Source organism: Gracilibacillus ureilyticus, assembly GCF_900111195.1.
In the GTDB taxonomy this organism is placed as follows: Bacteria; Bacillota; Bacilli; order Bacillales; family Amphibacillaceae; genus Gracilibacillus; species Gracilibacillus ureilyticus.
In genome coordinates this window covers 131,807-152,881 of the sequence record NZ_FOGL01000007.1, presented here as the reverse complement: position 1 = coordinate 152,881, position 21,075 = coordinate 131,807, and the positions used below count along the sequence as shown (strand labels likewise).

Sequence of the window (21,075 nt, the reverse complement as noted above, 5' to 3'; positions counted from 1 at the left end):
GAACTACTTCGCTCTCCTTTTTCCGGAAGCCATGGCTTTCAGAAATCAGCTATGATGATGAAGTATGAGAACTGCACATATTGAGGTGGCTTTACAACAAAAAATATGCAGATTATATTATGAGAGTGGGATGGGACTTTACACCACAGGCAACTAACGAAGAACAAACAAAAGCATTTTTACATTATCAATATTTACTGAATCAGTAAACTGAAGATGAGATTCTGATCATTTGATTATTACATGCTTTCACTATGTGATAATTGCAGCAAGATCTCTTATCTAAGAAAAAAAGCACTCACAGTATTGGAACCTCTGTGAGTGCTTTTATTATTTTTGCCGTGCTATATTGTTAGTTTTTCACTCCTGCTGTAAGGATAGACTGCTCTAACTTAAAACCAGCTGAAACTCATTCTATTTTCCAGTTTCAACAACATTCTTTGACTCAAATTTATCAAGCAATGTACGAACTTCATCAGTTGACACAGTTTCCATCAATTGGTTCCTAAGTTCACTCGCCCCTCTAAACCCGCGAACATATATCTTAAAAAAGCGACGCAGCGGCTTAAACAGTCTAGGTTCTGTTTGAGAATATTTATCAAAAAGATCAAGGTGCAGCCTTAATAAATCAAGCAGTTCCTTACTTGTATGCTCTCTCGGCTCTTTTTCAAAAGCAAATGGATTGGTAAAAATACCACGCCCAATCATCACCCCATCAACACCGTACTGTTCAACGAGCTTCAATCCAGTTTCACGATCAGGGATATCACCGTTAATTGTTAATAGGGTATCTGGTGCTACTTCATCACGAAGTTTCTTTATCTCCGGGATTAGTTCCCAATGAGCGTCAACCTTACTCATTTCCTTCTTTGTACGCAGATGAATAGATAAATTAACGATATTCTGTTTCAATATGTGTGTAAGCCAGTCACGCCATTCATCAACTTCAGTGTAACCTAGCCTTGTTTTCACACTTACAGGCAATCCTCCTGCTTTTGCTGCCTGTATCAGTTCTGCTGCAACTTCCGGACGGCGGATAAGACCGCATCCCTTCCCGTTTGCTGCCACATTCTGAACAGGACATCCCATATTGATATCCACACCGCGAAAACCTTCTTTCGCCATTCCAATACTCATTTGTCGAAACAGTTCAGGTTTATCACCCCATATGTGTGCGACCATCGGTTGTTCATCTTCTGTAAAAGTCAATCTTCCACGCACACTCTGATGTCCGTTTGGATGACAATAGCTTTCCGTGTTTGTAAATTCTGTAAAAAATACATCCGGTCGACCTGCTTCGCTCACTACATGGCGAAAAACAACATCTGTTACATCTTCCATTGGTGCAAGTATAAAAAACGGTCGTGGTAAATCACGCCAAAAGTTTTCTGTCATTTTCAAATCCCTCATTACCGAGGCTATCAGGTACAAAACATGATTAGCCCACCAAAATAAAAAGCAAAGATCTCTTTGCTTCTTTTATATTTATACCATGCTTAGATACTTTTTATCAAACTATTGGAGAGAAAAAGTTCAAAATTCCTTTTCTTTGTAAAAGCTACAGATGAAATGATACGGCTTCAGCAATCTCGCTGATGCCGTATCATTTTCTTCTCTTCATAAGCGATTCTGCATTAAATATCACGAAACCATCCACTATCTACCCTGCAATCTGCATACTGCTAGCTAATCACACCACTTAAATCTTGATCAGCTAAAATGGACGTTACTTGTTCAGATAATGCTATCTGCTGGTATTCTTCTGTCCACTTTTCCTGATTATTTTTCCTGTGTCCATAGATTGCGCTAGCTCCTATCTCACTAATCAGCAGTGGTTTATCTGCACCCCCCGTACTATTAGCAAACCTTTTCATACCGCAAAGATTTTGGAGCAATTATGGTCTTAACCATTATCAGGGACAATTTATACAGGATTCAGCCAATCAGAAGCTAACCAAATATTCAGATAAAATTTTACCTGTATTTAATTATGTCCATAAACACCTCGACCAATCATTAAAAGCAAAGGGACATTGATCGCGGAAAAGCTGCTCTATTAATAAGAACAGCCATCCACCATTATTCTTTCACTCTTAAAAGACGTAAAGCATTTAATATAACAATCACTGCTGCACCTGTATCACTTAGTACGGCCATCCAAAGTGTAAGCCAGCCTGGAAATATAAGAACTAATGCGATGAATTTGACAATGATAGAAAACCAGATATTTTGTTTAATAATCGTTAACGCTTTTCTGCTTAATTTCACTGTATATGGCAGTTTTTCCAGATTATCTGCCATTAACACAATATCTGCAGTTTCCATTGCGGTATCAGTTCCTGCCCCGCCCATCGCGATTCCTAAGTCAGATGTGGCCAGTGCCGGTGCGTCATTAATTCCATCACCTACCATCGCTACTTTATAGCCTTCCTGCTGCAGCCGTTTGATTGCATCTACTTTATCTTCTGGTAATAATTCAGCAAAGAAGCGGCTGACATTTGCCTCTTTAGCTATCATTTTTGCAGTGCCTTCATTATCTCCTGTTAACATGACTACCTCATCTATTCCAACATGTTTCAAACCATTCAGGGCTTTAACGGTTGTTTCTCGAATGGTATCGGAAACGGAAATAACACCTAATAATTCAGTACTTGTACCGACAATAACAACTGTTTTTCCTTCGCTTTGTATTTTTTGTAATTCTTTCTGAATAGAACTTAACGGGACATTTAGCTCCTCAAATAATTTGACATTTCCTGCGTAATAAATCTCTCCATCAATCGTTGCCTGAACACCCTTACCGACGATACTTTTATATAACTGTCCATTTTTTTCTTGAATACCTTTGTCTTTGGCATAAGATACAATTGTCTTGGCAATCGGATGAGTAGAGTAATTTTCTAAAGTTAATGCGATCGAGATTAACTCTTCCTCTGAAGCTGCAAGTGCTTTTAAGTGAGAAACTTTTGGTCTCCCCTCTGTTAAGGTTCCTGTTTTATCAAAAGCAATTGCTTTTATTCTGCCAGCTTTCTCTAAAAATGTCCCACCTTTTATTAATACTCCGTTCTTTGCCGCATTCCCGATTGCAGATACAATTGCTACAGGTGTAGAAATGACTAAGGCGCAGGGACACGCAACTACTAATAATTCCAGGCCTTTATAGATCCATTCTCCCCAACTCCCCATACCTAATAATGGCGGAAAAATAATAACAACTAATGCGAAAACAAATACAACAGGTGTATAAATACCAGCAAACTTATCGATAAAAGCTTGAGTTGGTGCTTTTTGTTCCTGTGCTTCTTCTACTAAATGAATGATTTTAGAAATGGCCGTGTCCTCAACAAGCTTTGTCACTTTGACTTCAATTGAACCACTTTCATTGATGGTTCCGGCATAAACAGTATCTCCTGATAATTTATCAACCGGAATAGATTCACCAGTAATAGGTGCCTGGTTAACACTTGTTTCCCCATGGATAATGTTACCGTCTAAGGGAATTCTGTCACCGGGTTTAATCACCACAATTTCTCCAACTGAAACTTCTTCTACAGGCTTTTTCACAAGCTCTGTACCATCTTTAATCCATGCTTCTGATGGTGCAAGATCCATTAAATTGCGAATCGATTTTCTGGTTTGCTCGATCGATCTGTTTTGCAGGGCAGTACCTAAGGCGAACAGCCACACTACAGTTGCACCCTCAAACCATTCACCAATTAATGCAGCACCAATGACGGCAGCAGACATAAGCACATTCATATCTAATGAGCGACTTTTTATTGCATAGTAAGCACTTTTTACTGGTTTATATCCACTAAGGATTATAGCCAAGGCATATAACATTGCGGAAACGATTGGTGATAATACCGTGTATGAGCCAATAAAACCAAGAGCAATTAACATACCAGATAAAATAATGGAGCGATATTCACTATTTGATTTAGCAGTTTCATCCAATTTGGTTTTGTTCTCCATTAACGATGCTCTGTAACCAAGCTTAGAAACCTCTTTAACGATTTCCTCTACTTTATTGTCATGCTCCACTTTCATTTTTCCGGTAGAAAAACTTACGGTTACACTCTTCACTTCCGGGATAGTATTTAGATGATTTTCTATACTTTTCGCACAACTTCCACAATCCATCCCCTCGACATTGAAGGTCCTTACATTTTTGTTTTGCTTTATTGGTTCCGCTGTAAAACCAAGCTTCTGGACAGTACTTATTACGTGATCAAAAGAGGTGTTAGCGCTCCCTGTTACTTTTAGTTTTGCAGTGTTGTAATTGACCTTTACCTCTTGAAATTCACCTAGCCTGCTTAATCCTTTTTCTATTGTCAATGCACAAGAAGGGCAATCCATGCCAAAAATTTTGTATTCAGCTTTTTCACACTGAAAAGAGGATTCAATCGAATTGTTACTACAGCAGGTTGCATTCTGTACAATTTCATTTTGGCTATCATTCCCGCTACTGCAACATGATGAGCTTACACCAGCTGTTTGTATTTCATTTTGTGAACTGCTACAGCAACTCCCTGCATCATTTGTACTTGCTGGTTCTCCTTCTCCACTACTACTTTTACAACACCCTTGTTCTCCTGGAGTAATTTTACTCTGTTCATTTGTATTTGAACTGCAGCATTTATCTGACATCTGCGTTCCTCCTAAACTATATGATTATCACAGGATGCAACGTGAGTTTGAACTTCTGCTAATACGTCATCAAACATTGACAGTAATTCGCGAATCTGTTGATTACGCAAACTATAGTACATATATTTTCCTTGCTGTCTGCCTACAATTAACCCACACCCTTTTAAACATGCCAGATGCTGAGAAATGTTCGATTGATTTCCATCGATCTCATCAACAATTTGTGAAACTGTTTTTTCACTGTCTTTTATACATTCCAGTATTTGAATTCGGGTCTTATGAGAAAATCCATGCAAAAATTTCACCTTTATATCTACATCAACTTTAACCATTATTTCCTCCTGATATATTAGATTTTGCTAATATGTTATGATGTTATCATATTAGCAAAATCTAATATGTGTGTCAAAGCTCATTTTATCATTTATTCCTTTTTAGTCTACAAGAGCACACATTTGTTTGAATTAATTCGATCGGCTGTAGTAAACTCTAGTTAACGTCCAGGAAATTTTAAATGAGGTGAAATTGACCATATGACCTACCTGTTATTGTTGATAGGATTCGCCCTCCTGATTAAAGGTGCTGATTATTTTGTTGAAGGGGCCTCAAAAATAGCAACCGCTCTTAAAGTGTCTCCAATGATAATCGGCCTGACAATCGTAGCATTTGGAACGAGTGCACCAGAAGCTTCAGTCAGTTTCATTTCCGCTTTGGAAGGAAATAGTGATGTAGCGATTGGAAATGTTGTTGGGAGCAACATTTTAAATACCACCCTCATTTTAGGAATTACCGCAATAGTCTTTCCTCTTGCAGTTAAGAGTGAAACAGTTAGAAAAGAAATACCATTTGCTTTGTTGGGAGCTACAGCATTGCTCCTTTTGATAAGTGATGTAAAGCTGCAATACTCAGAAATCAATATGGTAACAAGAACGGAAGGTTTGCTATTACTGCTTTTCTTTGCTGTCTTTCTTTACTATCTATTTGAGATAGCGAAGAACAATCGAGATAACCTGGATAACACCCCTTCTGAAACAGTAAATACCTCTTGGATAAAGAACCTTATATTTACGGTAGGAGGTCTTGCTGGTATTGTATTTGGAGGTAACCTTGTAGTCGAAAACAGTATAGATATTGCTCTTTCACTTGGGATGAGTGAAACTCTTGTTGGCTTGACTATAGTTGCAATAGGAACCTCTCTTCCAGAATTAGTCACTTCCGTAACAGCAGCCTTGAAGAAACAGACAGAGATTGCTCTAGGTAATATAATTGGCAGCAATATTTTCAATATATTTTTCATATTAGGTGCTTCGGCAACTATTCATCCTTTAGCTGTCGATTCAAAAATATTCCTTGATATTTGGCTAATGATTGCTGCCACCATTTTACTTATCATTATATCAAGAACCGATTACAAAATTTCCAAGATCGAAGGCGCTATTTTAGTGCTCATCTACATTGCTTACCTGATATTTATTATTTTCCGGAATTGACTATAAGAAGAAATTTAACAGCTTCCCCATAAATCCTAATTAAAATTTAAGGGGAAGCTGTTATCAAACATTATTTCTACCTGATTTCTTCACAGTTTTACTAAATTGTTCACGGATCCTTTTCAGATATACACTCTTATCGGTAAAAACAGCGTTGCAAATTCATCTCGAAAGAATTAAGGCGGATTCGTTTTATTTTTTCAGGATTCCCAGCTTCTCTGCTCTTTCCCTTCCCGTATTTCTGAAATAGGACTTGAGAATCTTTATTGCCATTTCCCTTTTATATAACCCGTTAGCTACTTGGGGCCACTTGCTCACATCTTTCAGATTTACTACCGGTTTTCGCCCCGGTTGTAATTTCACAATGATTTTTTTATGTTCCTGTCCTAATACTGCTAAGGCTGCAATCCGGTGCTGTCCTCCTGTAACTAAAAAACAGTAATCCTCCTTTTTTTGGAGAAAATATCCTCTGATATAACCATCCGTATATTTCTCTGGACGATAACCATTCCGCTTCATTGTTTTATAAACTGATTTAATCCGACGAAATTCTCTCTCCCCAAAATTATTACTACTAGGGCCAAAATGCTGATTATTTTTAAACTCTAAATGAAATGCCTTTTCCCATGGAAGGGGATCACACTTGCTCTTTAACTTTTTTCTGTTTTTGCTACTGTAAAACAGGCTATCTAATAAAGAAACAGGTTGAAAATTATTATAATAGGCAAACAAAATGGAATCCCGGTATGTAATCCCGGGATTTTTCCCAAATTGCCTCATTGTCTCGCATAAATAATGCCACCCCTTACTGTTATACATAAAACCCTGCCAGTCACAGCATTGGTTAATTTTAACTATCGCTGTAGAAGTCTTTTTATTAAAGATGATATCTCCATTTCCCACAATGCAACCTCGCCTCCAGTCAGACCGTATGTACATAACAACACTTCAGTCTTCTTACACTATATGCATGAAAACAGAGGATGTTTAGACATAGTACCAACCGAAATGGGTTTGAGAAGAATAAAAAAAACAACCCTATAAGAGTGCCATTTAAATAATGGCCTCCTATAGGGTTTGTTTTCTATAGGGAAAAAATCAGTTTTTCTTTAATTAAGAATTGTTACTTCCTTGTCCGCCATTACTTCTTTTTCCGCCTTTACGGCCAATTTCCTCAAAAAATTCCTTATCATGGTTTCGGGAAGTAGCTTTTCCGCCTTTTTGTCCAATTTCTTCGAAGAATTCCTGATCGTGCTCGCGAGCAGTTTTGTTACCGCCTTTTTGTCCTGCTTCTGAACGACTCATCTTGTTGTTATTGTTTTTAGCCATTTAAATCTACCTCCTTAGAATTTTTTCTTGCTTACATTACTTGTCTACCACTATAAATCTATACTAAACGCAAATTTATTAATTACTTGTCATTTTGGTACTTTTTATCCAGTTCCTGAAAGACCTTATTTACTACCTGTTCTTTTTCTTCTTTCTCTTTCTCTTCCAGGGTAAAGTGTATCTCGTCTTCTTTCGGCAAATTGAAAAATTTCTTTTTCCCGCTAGATTCTTTTAACACCACTGATATCACCCTTTTCCTTTTAAAGTCTGGCGTTCAATTCGTTATTTATGAAATTCTTTCTTTTCCGCCATACAAATCCGTCTCCCTTTGTAATAATCGCAACATCAACAGGTGGACCTACAGACTCTGTAACACTGCTTACTCTTCTCTTGAAGGAAGTTAAGTTAATCAACGTTTCAGCCATATCTGCGAGGTCCTCTTTTGGCAAGGAGCGTACAATACTTAACAGCGGTTCAATATAATTACTTTGTTTATACTCCCATACAGCATCATTAATAGAATGATATACATCTTTACCCAGTTTTTCTATTGCTGAAACATGATCTTTGGAAAAGGAGATATCTACATGCTTTTGAATCTGAGCAGGATAGTCAGTTAGTACTTTTTCAACAATATTAAAGATTGCATCCTGCATGAGCGGTTCAATGCCACCCATAAATGAGTCAATCATTTCTTTCTGAGCAAAAGGCACAACAGCCGCTGTCCCGTCCAGCTGCTGATTAGTATAACTGATCTGTTTTTCCAGTTCTTTTGTATATTTCAGTTGACTAAGAACAAATCCTTCGAGACGGTAATTCAGCAAATGCGGGAACAGATCTTTTTCTCCATAGCCTGCAATTACAAAGCCGCTGCTGCCTAAACTGAAGTAATTACTTTTAACTGCCTCATAGGCTAGTTTCATAAGTTTTTCTTTCAATGTTTCTGTTATTTCAAACGAAATTAAATCCTCTTCGATTTCAGAGATAACCTTCCTGTAATTCTCCTCAAAATCAATGAAATTTAATTCTTCGATGACTTTATCCTTCTTCTGATATAAATCAATATTTTCATCAATGTATTGCTCCATTAATTGCAGCACCGTATTGTTGGTCGCCTCTTCTTCACGTTGGTTAATATCAGCATCAATTTCACGTACAATCTGTTTTAATATCCCTGAGAAAGTTCTGTAAATAATAACTTCTTCCGTTTGTGGGTTCTTAAATCTGTCATCATGACGGAGAAAATCCAAAAAATCATCCATGTATTGCTGTAAGGTAGAAAAAGTCCTTTCCCCCACATATTTACGATAGGATTTAATGATGACTTCCCAGGGAATCTCCATGAAAGAAGCTGCACCATATACCATAATTCCTACCGGCTGTTCCTCCGATAAGGAGAAAAGCTTGTTTGCAGTATTATATACTTTTTTGACATCTTCGCGAGTAATCGCACTGTCTGCCGCAAGTGCCATACCTTGTTTGTTCATGATTACTACTTCTGCAGTCATCGCACCACCCTCCCATATTAGTTGTTTATCCTTAGAACCTGTTATTCAAACTATAAAAGGCAGAGACACCATATAGTTCAGCAATCAATATTGCAAACCCACACGACTTACAATTTCATCTAGTAAAAAGACACCCCTTTTGACTATTGACGTTCCTACTAAGGCTAAATTATTCAAACAAAAACTCTGTAAAAATATTATGTAAAGAAAATAGCCATAAACCAATATTTTTGTATTATTGGCTTATGGCTTTTAATTAAAAATAAATTGTCTTCATTGTTTATACTTGCTTCTAGCAAACGATTTTGAGATTAATTTATATATTTACCATGATCTGGAACGGCAATCTTATCAAAATCACGCACTAGTTTGTCAAGGCTTTCTGATAACGTCTCACCGGTCATTGGTAACCCGTGTCCTGTAACAGCAGCTTGCGGTCGGAGTGCTGCCAATTTCTTAACTGATTCCTTCGCAGCATGCCAATCAGTCGTGAGATATCTTGGGGGCCCGTTAATCTCCTGTTTTTGTGTGATTACCTTGTAAAGCTCATCTTGTTTTACCGTGACAAATGCGTCGCCAACAATCAATGCTCCGTCCATTTCACGGAAAAGAGAGACATGTCCTGGCGTATGACCTGGGGTATGAATCCATTTAAACCCAGGCATGTGCGGAATACTGCCATCAGCAGGGAGCATTTCCACATTATTTCCTAAATTGATGGGCTCATTTGGAAACATTTTTGACATCTTGGCAACCATTCCGCCTTCTACTGTTGAATCTGGTTCAGGATAACGTTTTACTCCGGTTAAAAAAGGAAGTTCTAATTCATGGGCATAAACAGGAATATTGTAATGATTAATTAATTCTATAATTGAACCAACATGATCAAAATGTCCATGTGTTAATATAATCGCCTTAGGACGGCTCTCTTTGCCAAAACGTTCTTCAATGACAGAAATAATCTCATCGGCTGAATCAGGCATCCCGGCATCTACAAGAACAAAATCTCCTGTTTCTGGATCTCCGACTAAATGTATATTAACTATCTGAATCGTGTGACAATACAAATCAGGCAAAACACTTATTCCCATACCACTACTGATTGATGTAGCTGGAATGGATTTATAATCCTCTCCGTAATTCATTTCTTTACCCATTTATTAAACTCCTCCTTTTTTAAAAAAACTATCAAACTGTACACAGATATCTTTTCACATATTGTTTTTTTTAAACATTTTCTGTAAAGTTCACCGTTAAATTGCACTTTGGTTAAAATTAAAAGGATAGCCACACTGACTATCCTTTACTCACAAACCAATAACTATAATTTAAATTGCTTAATATTATTATTTAATTCTTCTGCCAGATTCGCAAGCCTGTCAGAACTGTTTGCGACTTCCTCCATAGCTCCGCTGGCCTGTTGTGCGGAAGCAGAAGTCTGTTCAATACCTGCTGCCGATTCTTCCGAAACTGAGGCTATTTCTTCAATTGATGCATTTATTTCCTGGCTATTTGATGTCATTGATGCCAATCGGTCGATAACCTTACTAATCTTTTCCACCATCTGCTCAACAGACTGGTTAATTTCGTAAAATGCTTTTCCAGTAGTCTTTATCTGATCAGTTCCTTTTTCTACCTGCTGATATCCATCCTGAAGTGATTCCACAACACCGTTGGATTCCTTCTGAATGTTCACTGCAATTGTCGTAATATCTGTAACAGATTCACCAACTTGTTCGGCAAGCTTCCGTACTTCATCAGCAACAACAGCAAATCCTTTTCCATGTTCACCGGCGCGTGCTGCTTCAATTGCTGCATTTAAAGCAAGGAGATTGGTTTGTTCAGATATGTCTTTTACAACAGACACTAATTTCGTTATTTCCTGTGATTGGGTATCTAACTTTTGTACCCTGTTTACAGCTGTTTTAACGATATTATCGATTTTGGCCATCTGTTTTACAGAGCTTTCCATCAGTTGGCTGCCTTCCTCTATTATACCTAGCATATTATTAGAGGAATGGTGGACCTCTTCTCCATTTTCATTTGCTTCGTACATTTGTGCAGCGAAGGAATCCATTACATTGGAGAGTTCACCTGCATTGTCAGCTTGCGTCTCAGAACCTCCTGCCAGTTCCTGCATTGTTGTAGCAATTTGCTGCGTTCCTGTTTTCACTTCGTTCGCTGACTGTGTTAACTCTTCACTTTGACCAGTTAAATGCTCTGATGCTTTACTTACATTTAAAATTATTTCTCTTAGACTTTGCTGCATTTTTTTCACACCTGAAACTAACTGACCAATTTCATCCTTTGATTCTACCGTTAAATTTTCTGTTAAGTCACCTTTACTAATTCTCTCTACACTCGTTGTTAATGAATGAATTGGTTTGGTAATGGAACGTATTATTAAAATGATAATAAGCAGACCAATAATTACTGCTGCAGCAATTACAATTAATGTCGTAGTCAGAATGCCAGAAGAGGCTTCCTCTAGTTCACTGGTGTACAGCGTTCCGGATATTTTCCATCCGGTCAAATCATTAGTCGTGAAGATCATTTCTTTTTGTTCCCCATTAAACAAGTAGGAGAAATTCCCATTATTCTGATTAAAAACGATATTTGTCCAATCGCCTGTCGGTTCTGTATTCTGTTCCTCTGTTGGATGAACGAGATATCTATGGTTTTGATCTAGCAAAAAAACATACCCTTCTTCACCGATGGCAATTTCGTTCGTAATACTCTCCAAATCAGTTAACCTTATATCCATCCCGATAACTCCGGAGCCATCGTTGATTGTCTGGGCAATGGTAATCACCATTTTCTGTGTTGCTTCATCGATATACGGCTCTGTAATGACTGCTTCGCCTCCATTAGACAGAGCCTCCTGATACCATGAACGCTCTCTGTGATCAAAATCATCAGGTAATGTCTGGGCCGGCTCCATGAATAATTCTCCTGTATCCGCTCCCGCATATACTGCAGCAACTTCAGGATGCAATTCTATGTATTGATTTAATTTTTCCGTAACTTCATTTTCCTCATACATCCCGCGATTGATTGTGTTAGTAAGGTATGTTAAATCATGAATTTTTGGTTCCAATGTATTATTAATTTCCTCATTTATAAGATCTACACTTTGTGAGGCACTTTCAAGGATGTATTCCCCTAACACTGTTTGTGCTTTCTGATAAGAACTACTTCCAATAACAATACTTGGTACTAACAAAATTAATAATATGGATACAAACAGTTTTGTTCTTAGTCTCCAATTCTTTATTTCTAATACAGTCTTAAACTTATGCATATTAATCCCCCAACTTATATTTTTTCTCTAATTTTGTATATAAAAAATGAAAACTACCCCACAATATAGGAGTAGTCCATTTGATATATTAAACAATGGAAAAGGCTAAATGATCGATATAAATAATTGCAGGTGCTATATCGTATAAAATATAGTGTTTTTTTACCATTTATTCAAACGACACTTACCCATAATAAGCAATTATACTCATTGTGTCCAATGTTTCAACCTTTTCAATATAAGCGGATAGTCATATCACAATCAACAGATCAGGCTTGGAGTACTACTTCTTTGCCTTAGTGACTTTTAGTTTTTTACCTTTTATAGTGGTATGTTCCATTGCCTCCAGCACTAAGGAACCCTTCCCATTCAGAATATCTACATAGGACCAGTTATCTTTAATGCTGATAATTCCGATGTCATCTGCTGTTACATTTGGTATATTGGAAATCGTTCCAACGAGATCGACCGCACGTATTTTCTTCTTTTTCCCACCATTAAAGTGGAGCTTCATTATATCCTGATTTATTCTTGCTGTTCTATTATTTCTCACAACACGTCGTTCGCTCATTTTTTCCTCAAATGTAGTTTTTGCATTTCTTATTTCTTCGTCCTTAGGAACATTCCTTTGCTGCAGCTCAAAACCTATATATTTCTCAATTGGCTTCACGTATTTCATTTCGAAGTCAGCTGCTAAAGTAACTGCTTTTCCTTTATTGCCGGCACGCCCTGTTCTTCCCGTCCGATGCACATAGCTTTCTTTTTCCTTTGGCACATCAAAATTAATCACAAGAGAGACGTTATCAACATCTATTCCTCTTGCTGCCACATCTGTTGCTACTAGATAGCGGAAATCCCCTGCTTTAAAGCCTTCCATTACAGAAAAGCGCTTCTCTTGTTCCAATCCGCCGTGAATCTGTTCACAGGTGTAATTGGATTGTTCCAATTCTGTCCACACTTCATTCACTTTTTCTTGAGTATTGCAAAAGATAATACAGCTATCCGGATTTTCCACAACCGTCACATCTTTTAGCAGATCCATTTTTGCTTCACTTTTCACATTTATTATACTGTGCTGAATATGGCTTGCTGTATCTGTAGTAATCTCTATATTAATGGGATCTTTCATATATTTATGGCACAGGCTCTCAATTTCTTTAGGCAATGTTGCAGAATAAAGCATTGTCACTCTGTTTCCTGGCACTTCCTTAATAATTGATTCTACCTCATCAATGAACCCCATTCGTAACATTTCATCCGCTTCATCAATGGCGAGATATTTAATATCGCTTAAATCCAACGTCCCCTGTTCAATATGGTCTATTAACCGTCCTGGTGTTCCAACTACTATGTGTGTTTTTTGCTTTAATTCATCTTTCTGAATTGTAAATGGTTCCCTGCCGTAAAGAGCCAAAGCTTTAATTCGCTTAAACCTGCCGATGTTTGTTATATCTTCCCGAACCTGGACAGCCAGCTCTCTTGTTGGAGTGAGAACTAATGCCTGAGGTTTATTTTCTTCCCATACTACTTTTTCACATACCGGGATGGCGTATGCGGCTGTTTTCCCGCTTCCTGTTTGTGATTTTACTATCAGATCCTGACCTTTCAGCACTTGAGGAATAACTTCACTCTGTACTTTAGTAGGCTCATTAAATTTCAATACATCCAGAGCTTTTTTAATTTCATTACTTAACTGATAACTTTCAAAATTGGTCATTTCCTACCCTCATTTATTTTAGATTTATTTATAATATTCGCCCATTCCATACTATATATTCGAAGACAGATCGAAGCACAGACCTGCTTTTTCCGTTTCCATATACAAAAAAGAAAAGGACTCTTTAAAAGAGCCCTTTAATCATTATGCTTTATTAACATTAGTCGCTTGAGGTCCGCGTTGGCCTTCTTCTACATCAAATGTAACTGCCTGGCCTTCATCTAAAGTTTTAAACCCATCACCTTGAATTGCTGAGAAATGTACGAATAAGTCTTCGCCACCTTCTACTTCAATAAAACCGAATCCTTTATCCGCGTTAAACCATTTAACTGTACCTTGTTGCATATTTGTTTCCTCCTGTGTGGAATTATCTCCACTGTTTAATACTATCATTGCTCAATCCTGATAAAAGGTGAAAAGTGTAAAACTTACTCTTGCCTCTCAAACTTTACCGAACAAAAATAATTCTTTCTTAGAATAACAGAAAAGATTTGTAATTGCAAGTAATTTTTGGAGAAATGTTTAAATTAATTTCCATCAGGCAATCCGCTTCCTTTAATTAATGCTTCTATACTCTCTCCTCTCTTTAAATGGTATAATTCCCAATCAAAAACTGTTTCAACTGTACCGTCTGGAAATAAGTAATTTCCAGATATAAAGCCAGCCCCATTCACAAAATCAGGAATCATCTCTAACTTATCTTCAATAGCCGCCTGCAAAGAAATTAAAGCAAACGGTTCAAGGGCATCAAATTTAGCATTCACTTTGCTTGCATCTCCTGTAAAATAACCCTTATGGAAGCTTCGCTTAAATATGTTATTTGCAATGGCTCTACCTAAGTTTAGATATTCTTCACATTTGGCAGCTTTATAAAGATCCAGTACAGCAAAAAGTGCGATAGGATCTGAACAGTCTGTCTGGAGATTTACATTCATTCCTTCGCCCGGTTTTATTCCGAGGTCCCCAAAGCCGTTACCTTTTGCAATACTCCGGGCCATTTCCCAGAGATCGGTATCTCCGGTTTCGAGAAATGCTCTCGAATAAGACAACAGGTATCCGCAATGAGCAAAATAACTTTTCAACTCACTGCCCGCTTTTCCATAGTATCCATCTCTTTTTAACACATAACCTGTAAGTTCTGTCCCGTCTGTAAACATTGTGCGGAAAGAGTTAGTTTCCGGAATATAGGCATACTTAGCAAAACTGATTAATCCTTTATAAGTCCAATCGAGAATATCTCTTCCATCCTCTCCAATTTCACCGGCAATTTGCAACTGCATGAGAGCATTTCTGCCATAAATGGAACTGGCACCACCTGCTCTCAGCATCCGGGCTTCTATAGCTATGTCTCCAAATTCAGGTCCGAATTGGCGCTGAGCCCTATCTCCATACTTGCTTAACGTCCTCTTATCCTCACCAGGCTCTTCTACTTTTTTTGGCTGTGTAAATTGATATGCCCCAAGGCCTGTATTTTCGTCTCTTGCTGAAACAAATTGATAAGCGAGATGTTTTGCCCACTTCAATGCCCCTTTATCCCCGCTTAATCGATATAGGCTTGCTGCTGCATAAATAAGATCATTTCCTGTATTAATAAAAGACAGACCTAATGATTCCCTAAATGATGGACGCTGGACTAACTCATGGTCCCAAACATGGTCAACTTCAAGACCATATCTGCCATGTCTTCCAACGTCTAAATCATCCCAGTCATATACATGCGCATTCCAGAATGCTTCGATAAATTTTTTTGTTGCTTCTGGATTCACTTCATACATTAAATCATAATATGGCAAGCAGTTTTTTAATTCATGAACATACTCTTTCTCCACGGGACCAACTGCATTTAGTGTTTTCAAATCAATAAACTTGTGGCCACCCCATTGTAATAATCCACTTTTATCAACTAAATGATCAAAGTGGTACCGGATCGAATCTTTTGCTGCTTCTTTATACACCGGTTCATCCAGTAGATAGCTTAGTGAGGTTAAAGTTCTGAATAGATTTTGCTGTGTTGCCATATTGGATATAACCGCCTCACCCGTATCACAGAAGTTCCAGGTTATATGCTCCCCTGTATCGATGTTTATTCCATCACTAAACAATGGGACGGGATTCTTTCTGTAGTTATCCCTGCCATTCTCTAATACATTATCACAAAATTCAATCACTGCATTTAGCCTCGTTCTGTCACTTTCCACCACATCAGTATGCGCTTTCATTTTGTATCGCCTCTTCTATGTAGATTTATAATCCCCTCTTTAATTATACCAAACTCATCCATAAATCCATATCTTAATACAAGTAAAGTGTATCTGATTTGTAAAACCCTCAAACCTGTTGTTTGAGGGTAAAAGATTTATCAGATATTTTTATGGCTTTAAGATAGTTTTAATACTGCCATCTGCTTTTTCATCAAAAATGCGATAAGCATCTGCTGCTTCAGCAAGTGGAAGAGAATGTGTGATAATGTCTGTCGGATCAATCAATTTATTTTCTACCATCTTATATAAAGCTGGCATCATATGAATAACCGGAGCTTGTCCCATTGTGAGCGCTACGTTTCGTGTAAAAAAGTCACCTAACGGGAAATTATTTGCTTCTGTTCCATATACACCAGTTAATTGTACAACTCCAAACTTTCTAACCGCCTGTGACGCAGTAATAATAGGACTAATTGTACCAAATTGATTATCGCCCTCAGAACCATGAGGAGTATCAGGTGGAACTGTTCCGTCCATACCGACACAGTCAACGACAATGTCTGCGCCACCTTTTGTAATTTCATGAAGAAAACTGCCAATTTCTTTATTTTCCTTAAAGTTATATGTTTCTACATTGTTTGCTTTTCTCGCATGTTCAAGCCTGTGTTCCACATGATCAACCGCTATGACCCGTTCCGCTCCTTTTAACCAGGCGAATTTTTGCACCATTAGACCAACCGGACCTGCTCCTAATACTATAACGGTATCTCCTGTCTTTACCCCGCTATTTTCTACGCTCCAGTAAGCTGTTGGAATTACGTCAGAGAGGAACAGAACACTTTCATCGTCAAGTTCACTGCTCTCAGGAACTTTAAACGAGGAAAAGTCTGCATACGGAACACGAAGATACTCAGCTTGTCCACCAGGATAATTCCCATTAGCTTTTGAGTATCCAAATAGTCCGCCAGGTTCTCCGTGCGGATTTGAATTATCACACTGGCTTTCCATCTGGTTATTGCAATAGAAGCAGTTTCCACAGCTGACATTGAAAGGGATAACGACACGGTCTCCTTTTTTTAATGTTTTTACATCAGGACCCGTTTCCTCTACTATCCCCATAGGCTCGTGCCCGATAACATAATCCTGTGGTAAAGGGAATCCGCCATTATACAGGTGTAAATCAGAACCGCATATCCCGCTTGCTGTTATACGCACAATCATGTCATCTTTTTGCTGAATGACTGGATCTTTCACTTCTTTTACTTCTACTCGCTTTTTCTCCTGAAAAGTAACTGCCTTCACCAAACTCATCCTTTCTTTGATGTAAAAAAGATAGCAGGCCATCCATTGACGGGATTTAACCTCTTATGTCTTCTTCCCACTAGTAAGATCTTTAAAACTTGATGCAGACGTTCGGTGATACTCTTCCCCGAATTCCTGATAAAAAGCGTCAACTCTTTTTCTTTCCCTATCCTCTATATTTAACAGTAAGACCCTTCAGAAAATTACGAGCATATTTATCTCCACACTCTTTAAAATTCTTATGATTTTTGTTCCTCAATAAGGCGCTTAATTCACTTTTTGTAATAGTAACTCCCACGTCATCCAGTATCTCTATAATTTCTTCACTAGTTAATTTTAATGCTATCTTTACTTTCTTAAGAAGAATGTTATTCACAGGTTCATTGGACAGCGACGGCTGTTCCGGCTGTCCCGGTCTCGTTTCCTGTTTTCCCCTTTTATAAGTAATTAGACCATTTAAAAATAATTCTAATTCATTATTATTAACACTCATTATCTCGTCATCTGCTATTTCTTCCTTAGGCTTGATGAGCATTTTCTGTACTTCTTCCAGCGTTACATCTACCCCGCCAAGTTTAAATACTTCCTTCATCTCTTTATCTTTCATATCCAGTGCATATCTTAACCTTATTAAAATGTCGTTATTAAGCATTCGTTTGCCTCCGTAAAACTGAAATATTTTTGAAATCATCGTCTTCTCCCCTGTATCTGATAAAGCGGGACTTTTGCATAAAGTATAACAAATAATTCAGGTCTGCGTACATTTAAAACATGCCAAGACGTGCTTCATACTCATAAAACGAAATTATTCAGAGAATATTATTACCGCTATAAAATATCGAAATTGAAAAATCATAACATAAGGAACCTTAAGCAGGTGTGCGAATATAGAACGAACATCTGCAATATTTTGAAATTTACACAACTAAAACGTTAATATATGGTAAAATATACCTGTATATTTCCGGTCCGATTTTATGAAGGGAGGGATTTAATAATGTGTTGTTCTAATTGTAAAACAAGCCAGGAGGAACACGCTCAGTGTGAATGCGATTTCCCGATAAATGATGATATAAATTCAACGGAAGAAGAAAACGTAACATGTGATCATCTAACATTGGAAAGTTATGTCGGCAATAGTTCTAATTATTATCTTGAAAAATGGGGATTTCATACAAAGGAACATAAGATGATAAGTATGAACTACCAGGTATTATTTAGTTTCCTTTGGTCAGCCTTTTGTAAAATATTTCCTAATACTCAAAAGGAAGTTAATACAAAGGATGGAGTTAGAAGAATAAGTATTAACATTCTTGCACTTTTATTTAGTTTTATATGGTTAGGCTATCGTAAAATGTATCATGTATTGTTTGCACTAATTATTGCTTGGTTCTTATTTGATCTCATTGTATATTCCCAAGGTTTAAACACAGATCTATATTATATATTCGGCATTTTCACATGTATCGTACTTGGTTTATCCGGTGATCACCTCTATTATAAACAGGCAATGTCAAAGATTAATAAAATCAAAAAAAGGAACCCTTCTAACCCGGTAAAGGAGATAGAGAAAGCTGGAGGTACCAGCTATACAGGTATGACAATAGGTATAATATCGTTTATTACATACGCCATTTTCTCCACTTTTTTTGTTTCGTCACTATTTGCTACTGAACCAGTTACCTTTGGCTACGCACAAGAGGATAACATAATTACAAGATCAGGTAATGAGTTCAAACCATCTGAAACGATTCATTACTCATTTTATTTTGGTGAGGGGGAAGGCGGAAAATACCAAGTTTTTATTGAAAAAATCGACAAAGATTCCACAACAATTTATGATTGGTGGGAAGAGGAGGTTCCCCAGGACTGGGAGGGTGTAATTAATTACACAGAAGCCCCAGTTGAGAGTGGAACTTACAATATGAAAATAGTGAAGAAAGATAAAGTGGCAGCAGAAGGAATTTTCTATGTGGAGGATTAAAACCAACCATAATAAGAATTTAAATGAAATAAATAAAAAGACAGTCTCCCAGTTTCATTGGGAGACTGTCTTTTTTGATCAGTGACGTATTTACAGACAGTTAGTTCTAATGATATTAACACAGAATAGGTGTTTTAATTGCCCTTTAGTTCTATGTTGCAAACTGTTTCTACATGTGTTGTCTGCGGGAACATGTCAACTGGTTGTACTTCTTTCGTCTCATATCCACCATCTTCTAATATTCTTAAATCCCTAGCTAAAGTGGAAGGATTACAGGAGACATAAACGATTCGTTTTGGCTGCATTTCAATCATTGCATGCAAAAATATCTCGTCACAACCTTTTCTAGGCGGATCAACTACGATCACATCAGGATTCAATCCTTGCGCTTTCCACCATGGCATAATTTTTTCCGCTTGTCCAACAAAGAATTCCGCATTTTCTATCCCGTTTAATTTTGCATTTGCCTTTGCATCAGAAATAGCTTCAGGAACAACTTCTACTCCATAAACTTTTTTCGCTTTCTGTGCTAAAAACAGCGAGATGGTTCCAATTCCGCAATAAGCATCAATCACTGTTTCAGAACCTGTAAGATTAGCATATTCCAAAGCTTTTTCATAGAGCTTCTTTGTCTGTAGCGGATTTACCTGATAAAAAGATTTAGCTGAGATTGCAAAGCGGATATCACCTATTTGGTCGTAGATATACTCATTTCCCCATAACAACTTTGTCTTCTTTCCTAATATTACATTCGTTCTTTCAGAGTTAATATTTTGAACAATTGATTTTACTTCAGGGTACGTTTTTGTTATTTCATCGACTAGTTTGTTCAATTCCGGAACTTTTTCTTTTCTCGTTATTATTACAATCATAGTTTCTTGTGTAATTTGACCGGTACGAACCATAATGTGACGTAAAATTCCCCGATGATTGTTTTCATCGTATGCAGAAATCCCCAACCGATCTGCAATCTCCCTTACTGCATCTATCATTCGGTCATTGATCTCTTCCGTAATAATACACCGTTCCATATCTTCTATTATTTCATGGCTTCTTTTCCGGTAAAAACCTGTAATTAGCTCACCATTCCGTGAACCAACCGGAATTTGTACTTTGTTACGGTATCGCCAGGGATCTTCCATTCCAATTGTTTCATGAACCGGTATCCCCTCAATATGGCCGATTTTCTTGAGAACATTCTTTACCTGGTTTCTTTTCATTTCTAGTTGCATCTTGTAACTCATATGCTGCAGTTGGCAACCTCCGCATTTGTAGTAAACATTACAAGGCGGGTCCACACGTTCTTCACTTTCGTGTAATGTCTCAATAAGTCTGCCAAAACCGAAATTTTTCTTTACATTGATGACTTTTACTTTTGCCTTTTCACCAGGGAGGCCATATGGTACGAAAAGTGGATATCCATTTACCTTTCCAACTCCCGCCCCTTCATGGGTGATATCCTCAAAGGTAAGTTCAATCATTTCATTCTTTTTCACTGGTGGTGCTGTTTTAGCCATATTATCATCCTTCTTTATTTGTGTTCATATCTATTTAAATCTGACATAATTTATTATCGTTTGCTGTCCAAATTTT

General features: G+C 37.5%; 18 protein-coding genes. 2 read left to right on the top strand and 16 right to left on the bottom strand.

Annotated features, from left to right (window positions below; genetic code table 11):
* Window positions 1-414: 414 nt before the first annotated feature.
* From BMW36_RS09015 to BMW36_RS09000, 4 genes are all read right to left on the bottom strand, one after another.
* Window positions 415-1,395, bottom strand: a complete 981-nt coding sequence (locus BMW36_RS09015) for a tRNA dihydrouridine synthase (protein WP_089740541.1) — start codon at window positions 1,393-1,395, stop codon at window positions 415-417.
* A gap of 287 nt (window positions 1,396-1,682) precedes the next feature.
* On the bottom strand, window positions 1,683-1,874 hold the full coding sequence (locus BMW36_RS09010) for a hypothetical protein (protein ID WP_217640953.1): 192 nt from the start codon (window positions 1,872-1,874) through the stop codon (window positions 1,683-1,685).
* Between the two features lie 205 nt (window positions 1,875-2,079).
* Window positions 2,080-4,650, bottom strand: coding sequence for a heavy metal translocating P-type ATPase (locus tag BMW36_RS09005; RefSeq protein ID WP_089740539.1), 2,571 nt, complete (start codon window positions 4,648-4,650; stop codon window positions 2,080-2,082).
* A gap of 11 nt (window positions 4,651-4,661) precedes the next feature.
* Window positions 4,662-4,982, bottom strand: a complete 321-nt coding sequence (locus BMW36_RS09000; RefSeq protein WP_089740538.1) for an ArsR/SmtB family transcription factor — start codon at window positions 4,980-4,982, stop codon at window positions 4,662-4,664.
* A gap of 201 nt (window positions 4,983-5,183) precedes the next feature.
* Here BMW36_RS09000 and BMW36_RS08995 point away from each other — a divergent pair, with 201 nt between their 5' ends.
* On the top strand, window positions 5,184-6,140 hold the full coding sequence (locus tag BMW36_RS08995; RefSeq protein ID WP_089740537.1) for a calcium/sodium antiporter: 957 nt from the start codon (window positions 5,184-5,186) through the stop codon (window positions 6,138-6,140).
* Between the two features lie 192 nt (window positions 6,141-6,332).
* Here BMW36_RS08995 and BMW36_RS08990 read toward each other — a convergent pair whose 3' ends face one another.
* From BMW36_RS08990 to BMW36_RS08945, 11 genes are all read right to left on the bottom strand, one after another.
* Complete coding sequence (locus BMW36_RS08990; RefSeq protein ID WP_089740536.1) at window positions 6,333-7,043, bottom strand: hypothetical protein; 711 nt, start codon at window positions 7,041-7,043, stop codon at window positions 6,333-6,335.
* A 210-nt stretch (window positions 7,044-7,253) separates the two neighbouring features.
* Complete coding sequence (locus tag BMW36_RS08985) at window positions 7,254-7,469, bottom strand: KGG domain-containing protein (RefSeq protein ID WP_089740535.1); 216 nt, start codon at window positions 7,467-7,469, stop codon at window positions 7,254-7,256.
* Window positions 7,470-7,551: 82 nt separating this feature from the next.
* Complete coding sequence (locus tag BMW36_RS20335; RefSeq protein ID WP_175480392.1) at window positions 7,552-7,707, bottom strand: hypothetical protein; 156 nt, start codon at window positions 7,705-7,707, stop codon at window positions 7,552-7,554.
* A 22-nt stretch (window positions 7,708-7,729) separates the two neighbouring features.
* Entirely contained in the window at window positions 7,730-8,977 is a 1,248-nt protein-coding gene (locus BMW36_RS08980) for a hypothetical protein (protein WP_089740534.1), read from the bottom strand.
* A gap of 311 nt (window positions 8,978-9,288) precedes the next feature.
* The gene (locus tag BMW36_RS08975; RefSeq protein ID WP_089740533.1) at window positions 9,289-10,134 is read right to left on the bottom strand and encodes an MBL fold metallo-hydrolase; all 846 of its coding nucleotides are present in this window, start codon (window positions 10,132-10,134) and stop codon (window positions 9,289-9,291) included.
* Between the two features lie 164 nt (window positions 10,135-10,298).
* Window positions 10,299-12,278, bottom strand: a complete 1,980-nt coding sequence (locus tag BMW36_RS08970; protein WP_089740532.1) for a methyl-accepting chemotaxis protein — start codon at window positions 12,276-12,278, stop codon at window positions 10,299-10,301.
* Window positions 12,279-12,561: 283 nt separating this feature from the next.
* The gene (locus tag BMW36_RS08965; RefSeq protein WP_089740531.1) at window positions 12,562-13,995 is read right to left on the bottom strand and encodes a DEAD/DEAH box helicase; all 1,434 of its coding nucleotides are present in this window, start codon (window positions 13,993-13,995) and stop codon (window positions 12,562-12,564) included.
* 144 nt (window positions 13,996-14,139) lie between these two features.
* Window positions 14,140-14,340 carry a cold-shock protein gene (locus BMW36_RS08960; protein ID WP_089740530.1) on the bottom strand — a complete coding sequence of 67 codons (201 nt, stop codon included), beginning with the start codon at window positions 14,338-14,340 and terminating at the stop codon, window positions 14,140-14,142.
* Between the two features lie 182 nt (window positions 14,341-14,522).
* Entirely contained in the window at window positions 14,523-16,214 is a 1,692-nt protein-coding gene (locus BMW36_RS08955; protein ID WP_089740529.1) for a hypothetical protein, read from the bottom strand.
* Window positions 16,215-16,364: 150 nt separating this feature from the next.
* Complete coding sequence (locus BMW36_RS08950; protein WP_089740528.1) at window positions 16,365-17,498, bottom strand: zinc-dependent alcohol dehydrogenase; 1,134 nt, start codon at window positions 17,496-17,498, stop codon at window positions 16,365-16,367.
* A 166-nt stretch (window positions 17,499-17,664) separates the two neighbouring features.
* Entirely contained in the window at window positions 17,665-18,150 is a 486-nt protein-coding gene (locus BMW36_RS08945) for a YehS family protein (protein ID WP_089740556.1), read from the bottom strand.
* Window positions 18,151-18,495: 345 nt separating this feature from the next.
* Here BMW36_RS08945 and BMW36_RS08940 point away from each other — a divergent pair, with 345 nt between their 5' ends.
* Complete coding sequence (locus BMW36_RS08940) at window positions 18,496-19,482, top strand: DUF2628 domain-containing protein (RefSeq protein ID WP_175480391.1); 987 nt, start codon at window positions 18,496-18,498, stop codon at window positions 19,480-19,482.
* Window positions 19,483-19,616: 134 nt separating this feature from the next.
* Here the strand turns inward: BMW36_RS08940 and rlmD are convergent, their stop codons facing one another.
* A complete protein-coding gene (gene rlmD, locus BMW36_RS08935; protein WP_089740526.1) occupies window positions 19,617-20,999 on the bottom strand; it encodes a 23S rRNA (uracil(1939)-C(5))-methyltransferase RlmD in 1,383 nt (460 codons plus the stop codon).
* Between the last annotated feature and the right edge of the window lie 76 nt (window positions 21,000-21,075).

What these genes read in the sequence shown, in the direction of transcription:
- rlmD (WP_089740526.1), bottom strand. Translation starts at nt 20,999, where the DNA reads ATGGCTAAAACAGCACCACCAGTGAAAAAGAATGAAATGATTGAACTT.
- BMW36_RS08965 (WP_089740531.1), bottom strand. Translation starts at nt 13,995, where the DNA reads ATGACCAATTTTGAAAGTTATCAGTTAAGTAATGAAATTAAAAAAGCT.
- BMW36_RS08970 (WP_089740532.1), bottom strand. Translation starts at nt 12,278, where the DNA reads ATGCATAAGTTTAAGACTGTATTAGAAATAAAGAATTGGAGACTAAGA.
- BMW36_RS08985 (WP_089740535.1), bottom strand. Translation starts at nt 7,469, where the DNA reads ATGGCTAAAAACAATAACAACAAGATGAGTCGTTCAGAAGCAGGACAA.
- BMW36_RS08945 (WP_089740556.1), bottom strand. Translation starts at nt 18,150, where the DNA reads ATGCTTAATAACGACATTTTAATAAGGTTAAGATATGCACTGGATATG.
- BMW36_RS08980 (WP_089740534.1), bottom strand. Translation starts at nt 8,977, where the DNA reads ATGACTGCAGAAGTAGTAATCATGAACAAACAAGGTATGGCACTTGCG.
- BMW36_RS08995 (WP_089740537.1), top strand. Translation starts at nt 5,184, where the DNA reads ATGACCTACCTGTTATTGTTGATAGGATTCGCCCTCCTGATTAAAGGT.
- BMW36_RS09010 (WP_217640953.1), bottom strand. Translation starts at nt 1,874, where the DNA reads ATGAAAAGGTTTGCTAATAGTACGGGGGGTGCAGATAAACCACTGCTG.
- BMW36_RS09000 (WP_089740538.1), bottom strand. Translation starts at nt 4,982, where the DNA reads ATGGTTAAAGTTGATGTAGATATAAAGGTGAAATTTTTGCATGGATTT.
- BMW36_RS08955 (WP_089740529.1), bottom strand. Translation starts at nt 16,214, where the DNA reads ATGAAAGCGCATACTGATGTGGTGGAAAGTGACAGAACGAGGCTAAAT.
- BMW36_RS08940 (WP_175480391.1), top strand. Translation starts at nt 18,496, where the DNA reads ATGTGTTGTTCTAATTGTAAAACAAGCCAGGAGGAACACGCTCAGTGT.
- BMW36_RS09005 (WP_089740539.1), bottom strand. Translation starts at nt 4,650, where the DNA reads ATGTCAGATAAATGCTGCAGTTCAAATACAAATGAACAGAGTAAAATT.
- BMW36_RS09015 (WP_089740541.1), bottom strand. Translation starts at nt 1,395, where the DNA reads ATGACAGAAAACTTTTGGCGTGATTTACCACGACCGTTTTTTATACTT.
- BMW36_RS08960 (WP_089740530.1), bottom strand. Translation starts at nt 14,340, where the DNA reads ATGCAACAAGGTACAGTTAAATGGTTTAACGCGGATAAAGGATTCGGT.
- BMW36_RS08975 (WP_089740533.1), bottom strand. Translation starts at nt 10,134, where the DNA reads ATGGGTAAAGAAATGAATTACGGAGAGGATTATAAATCCATTCCAGCT.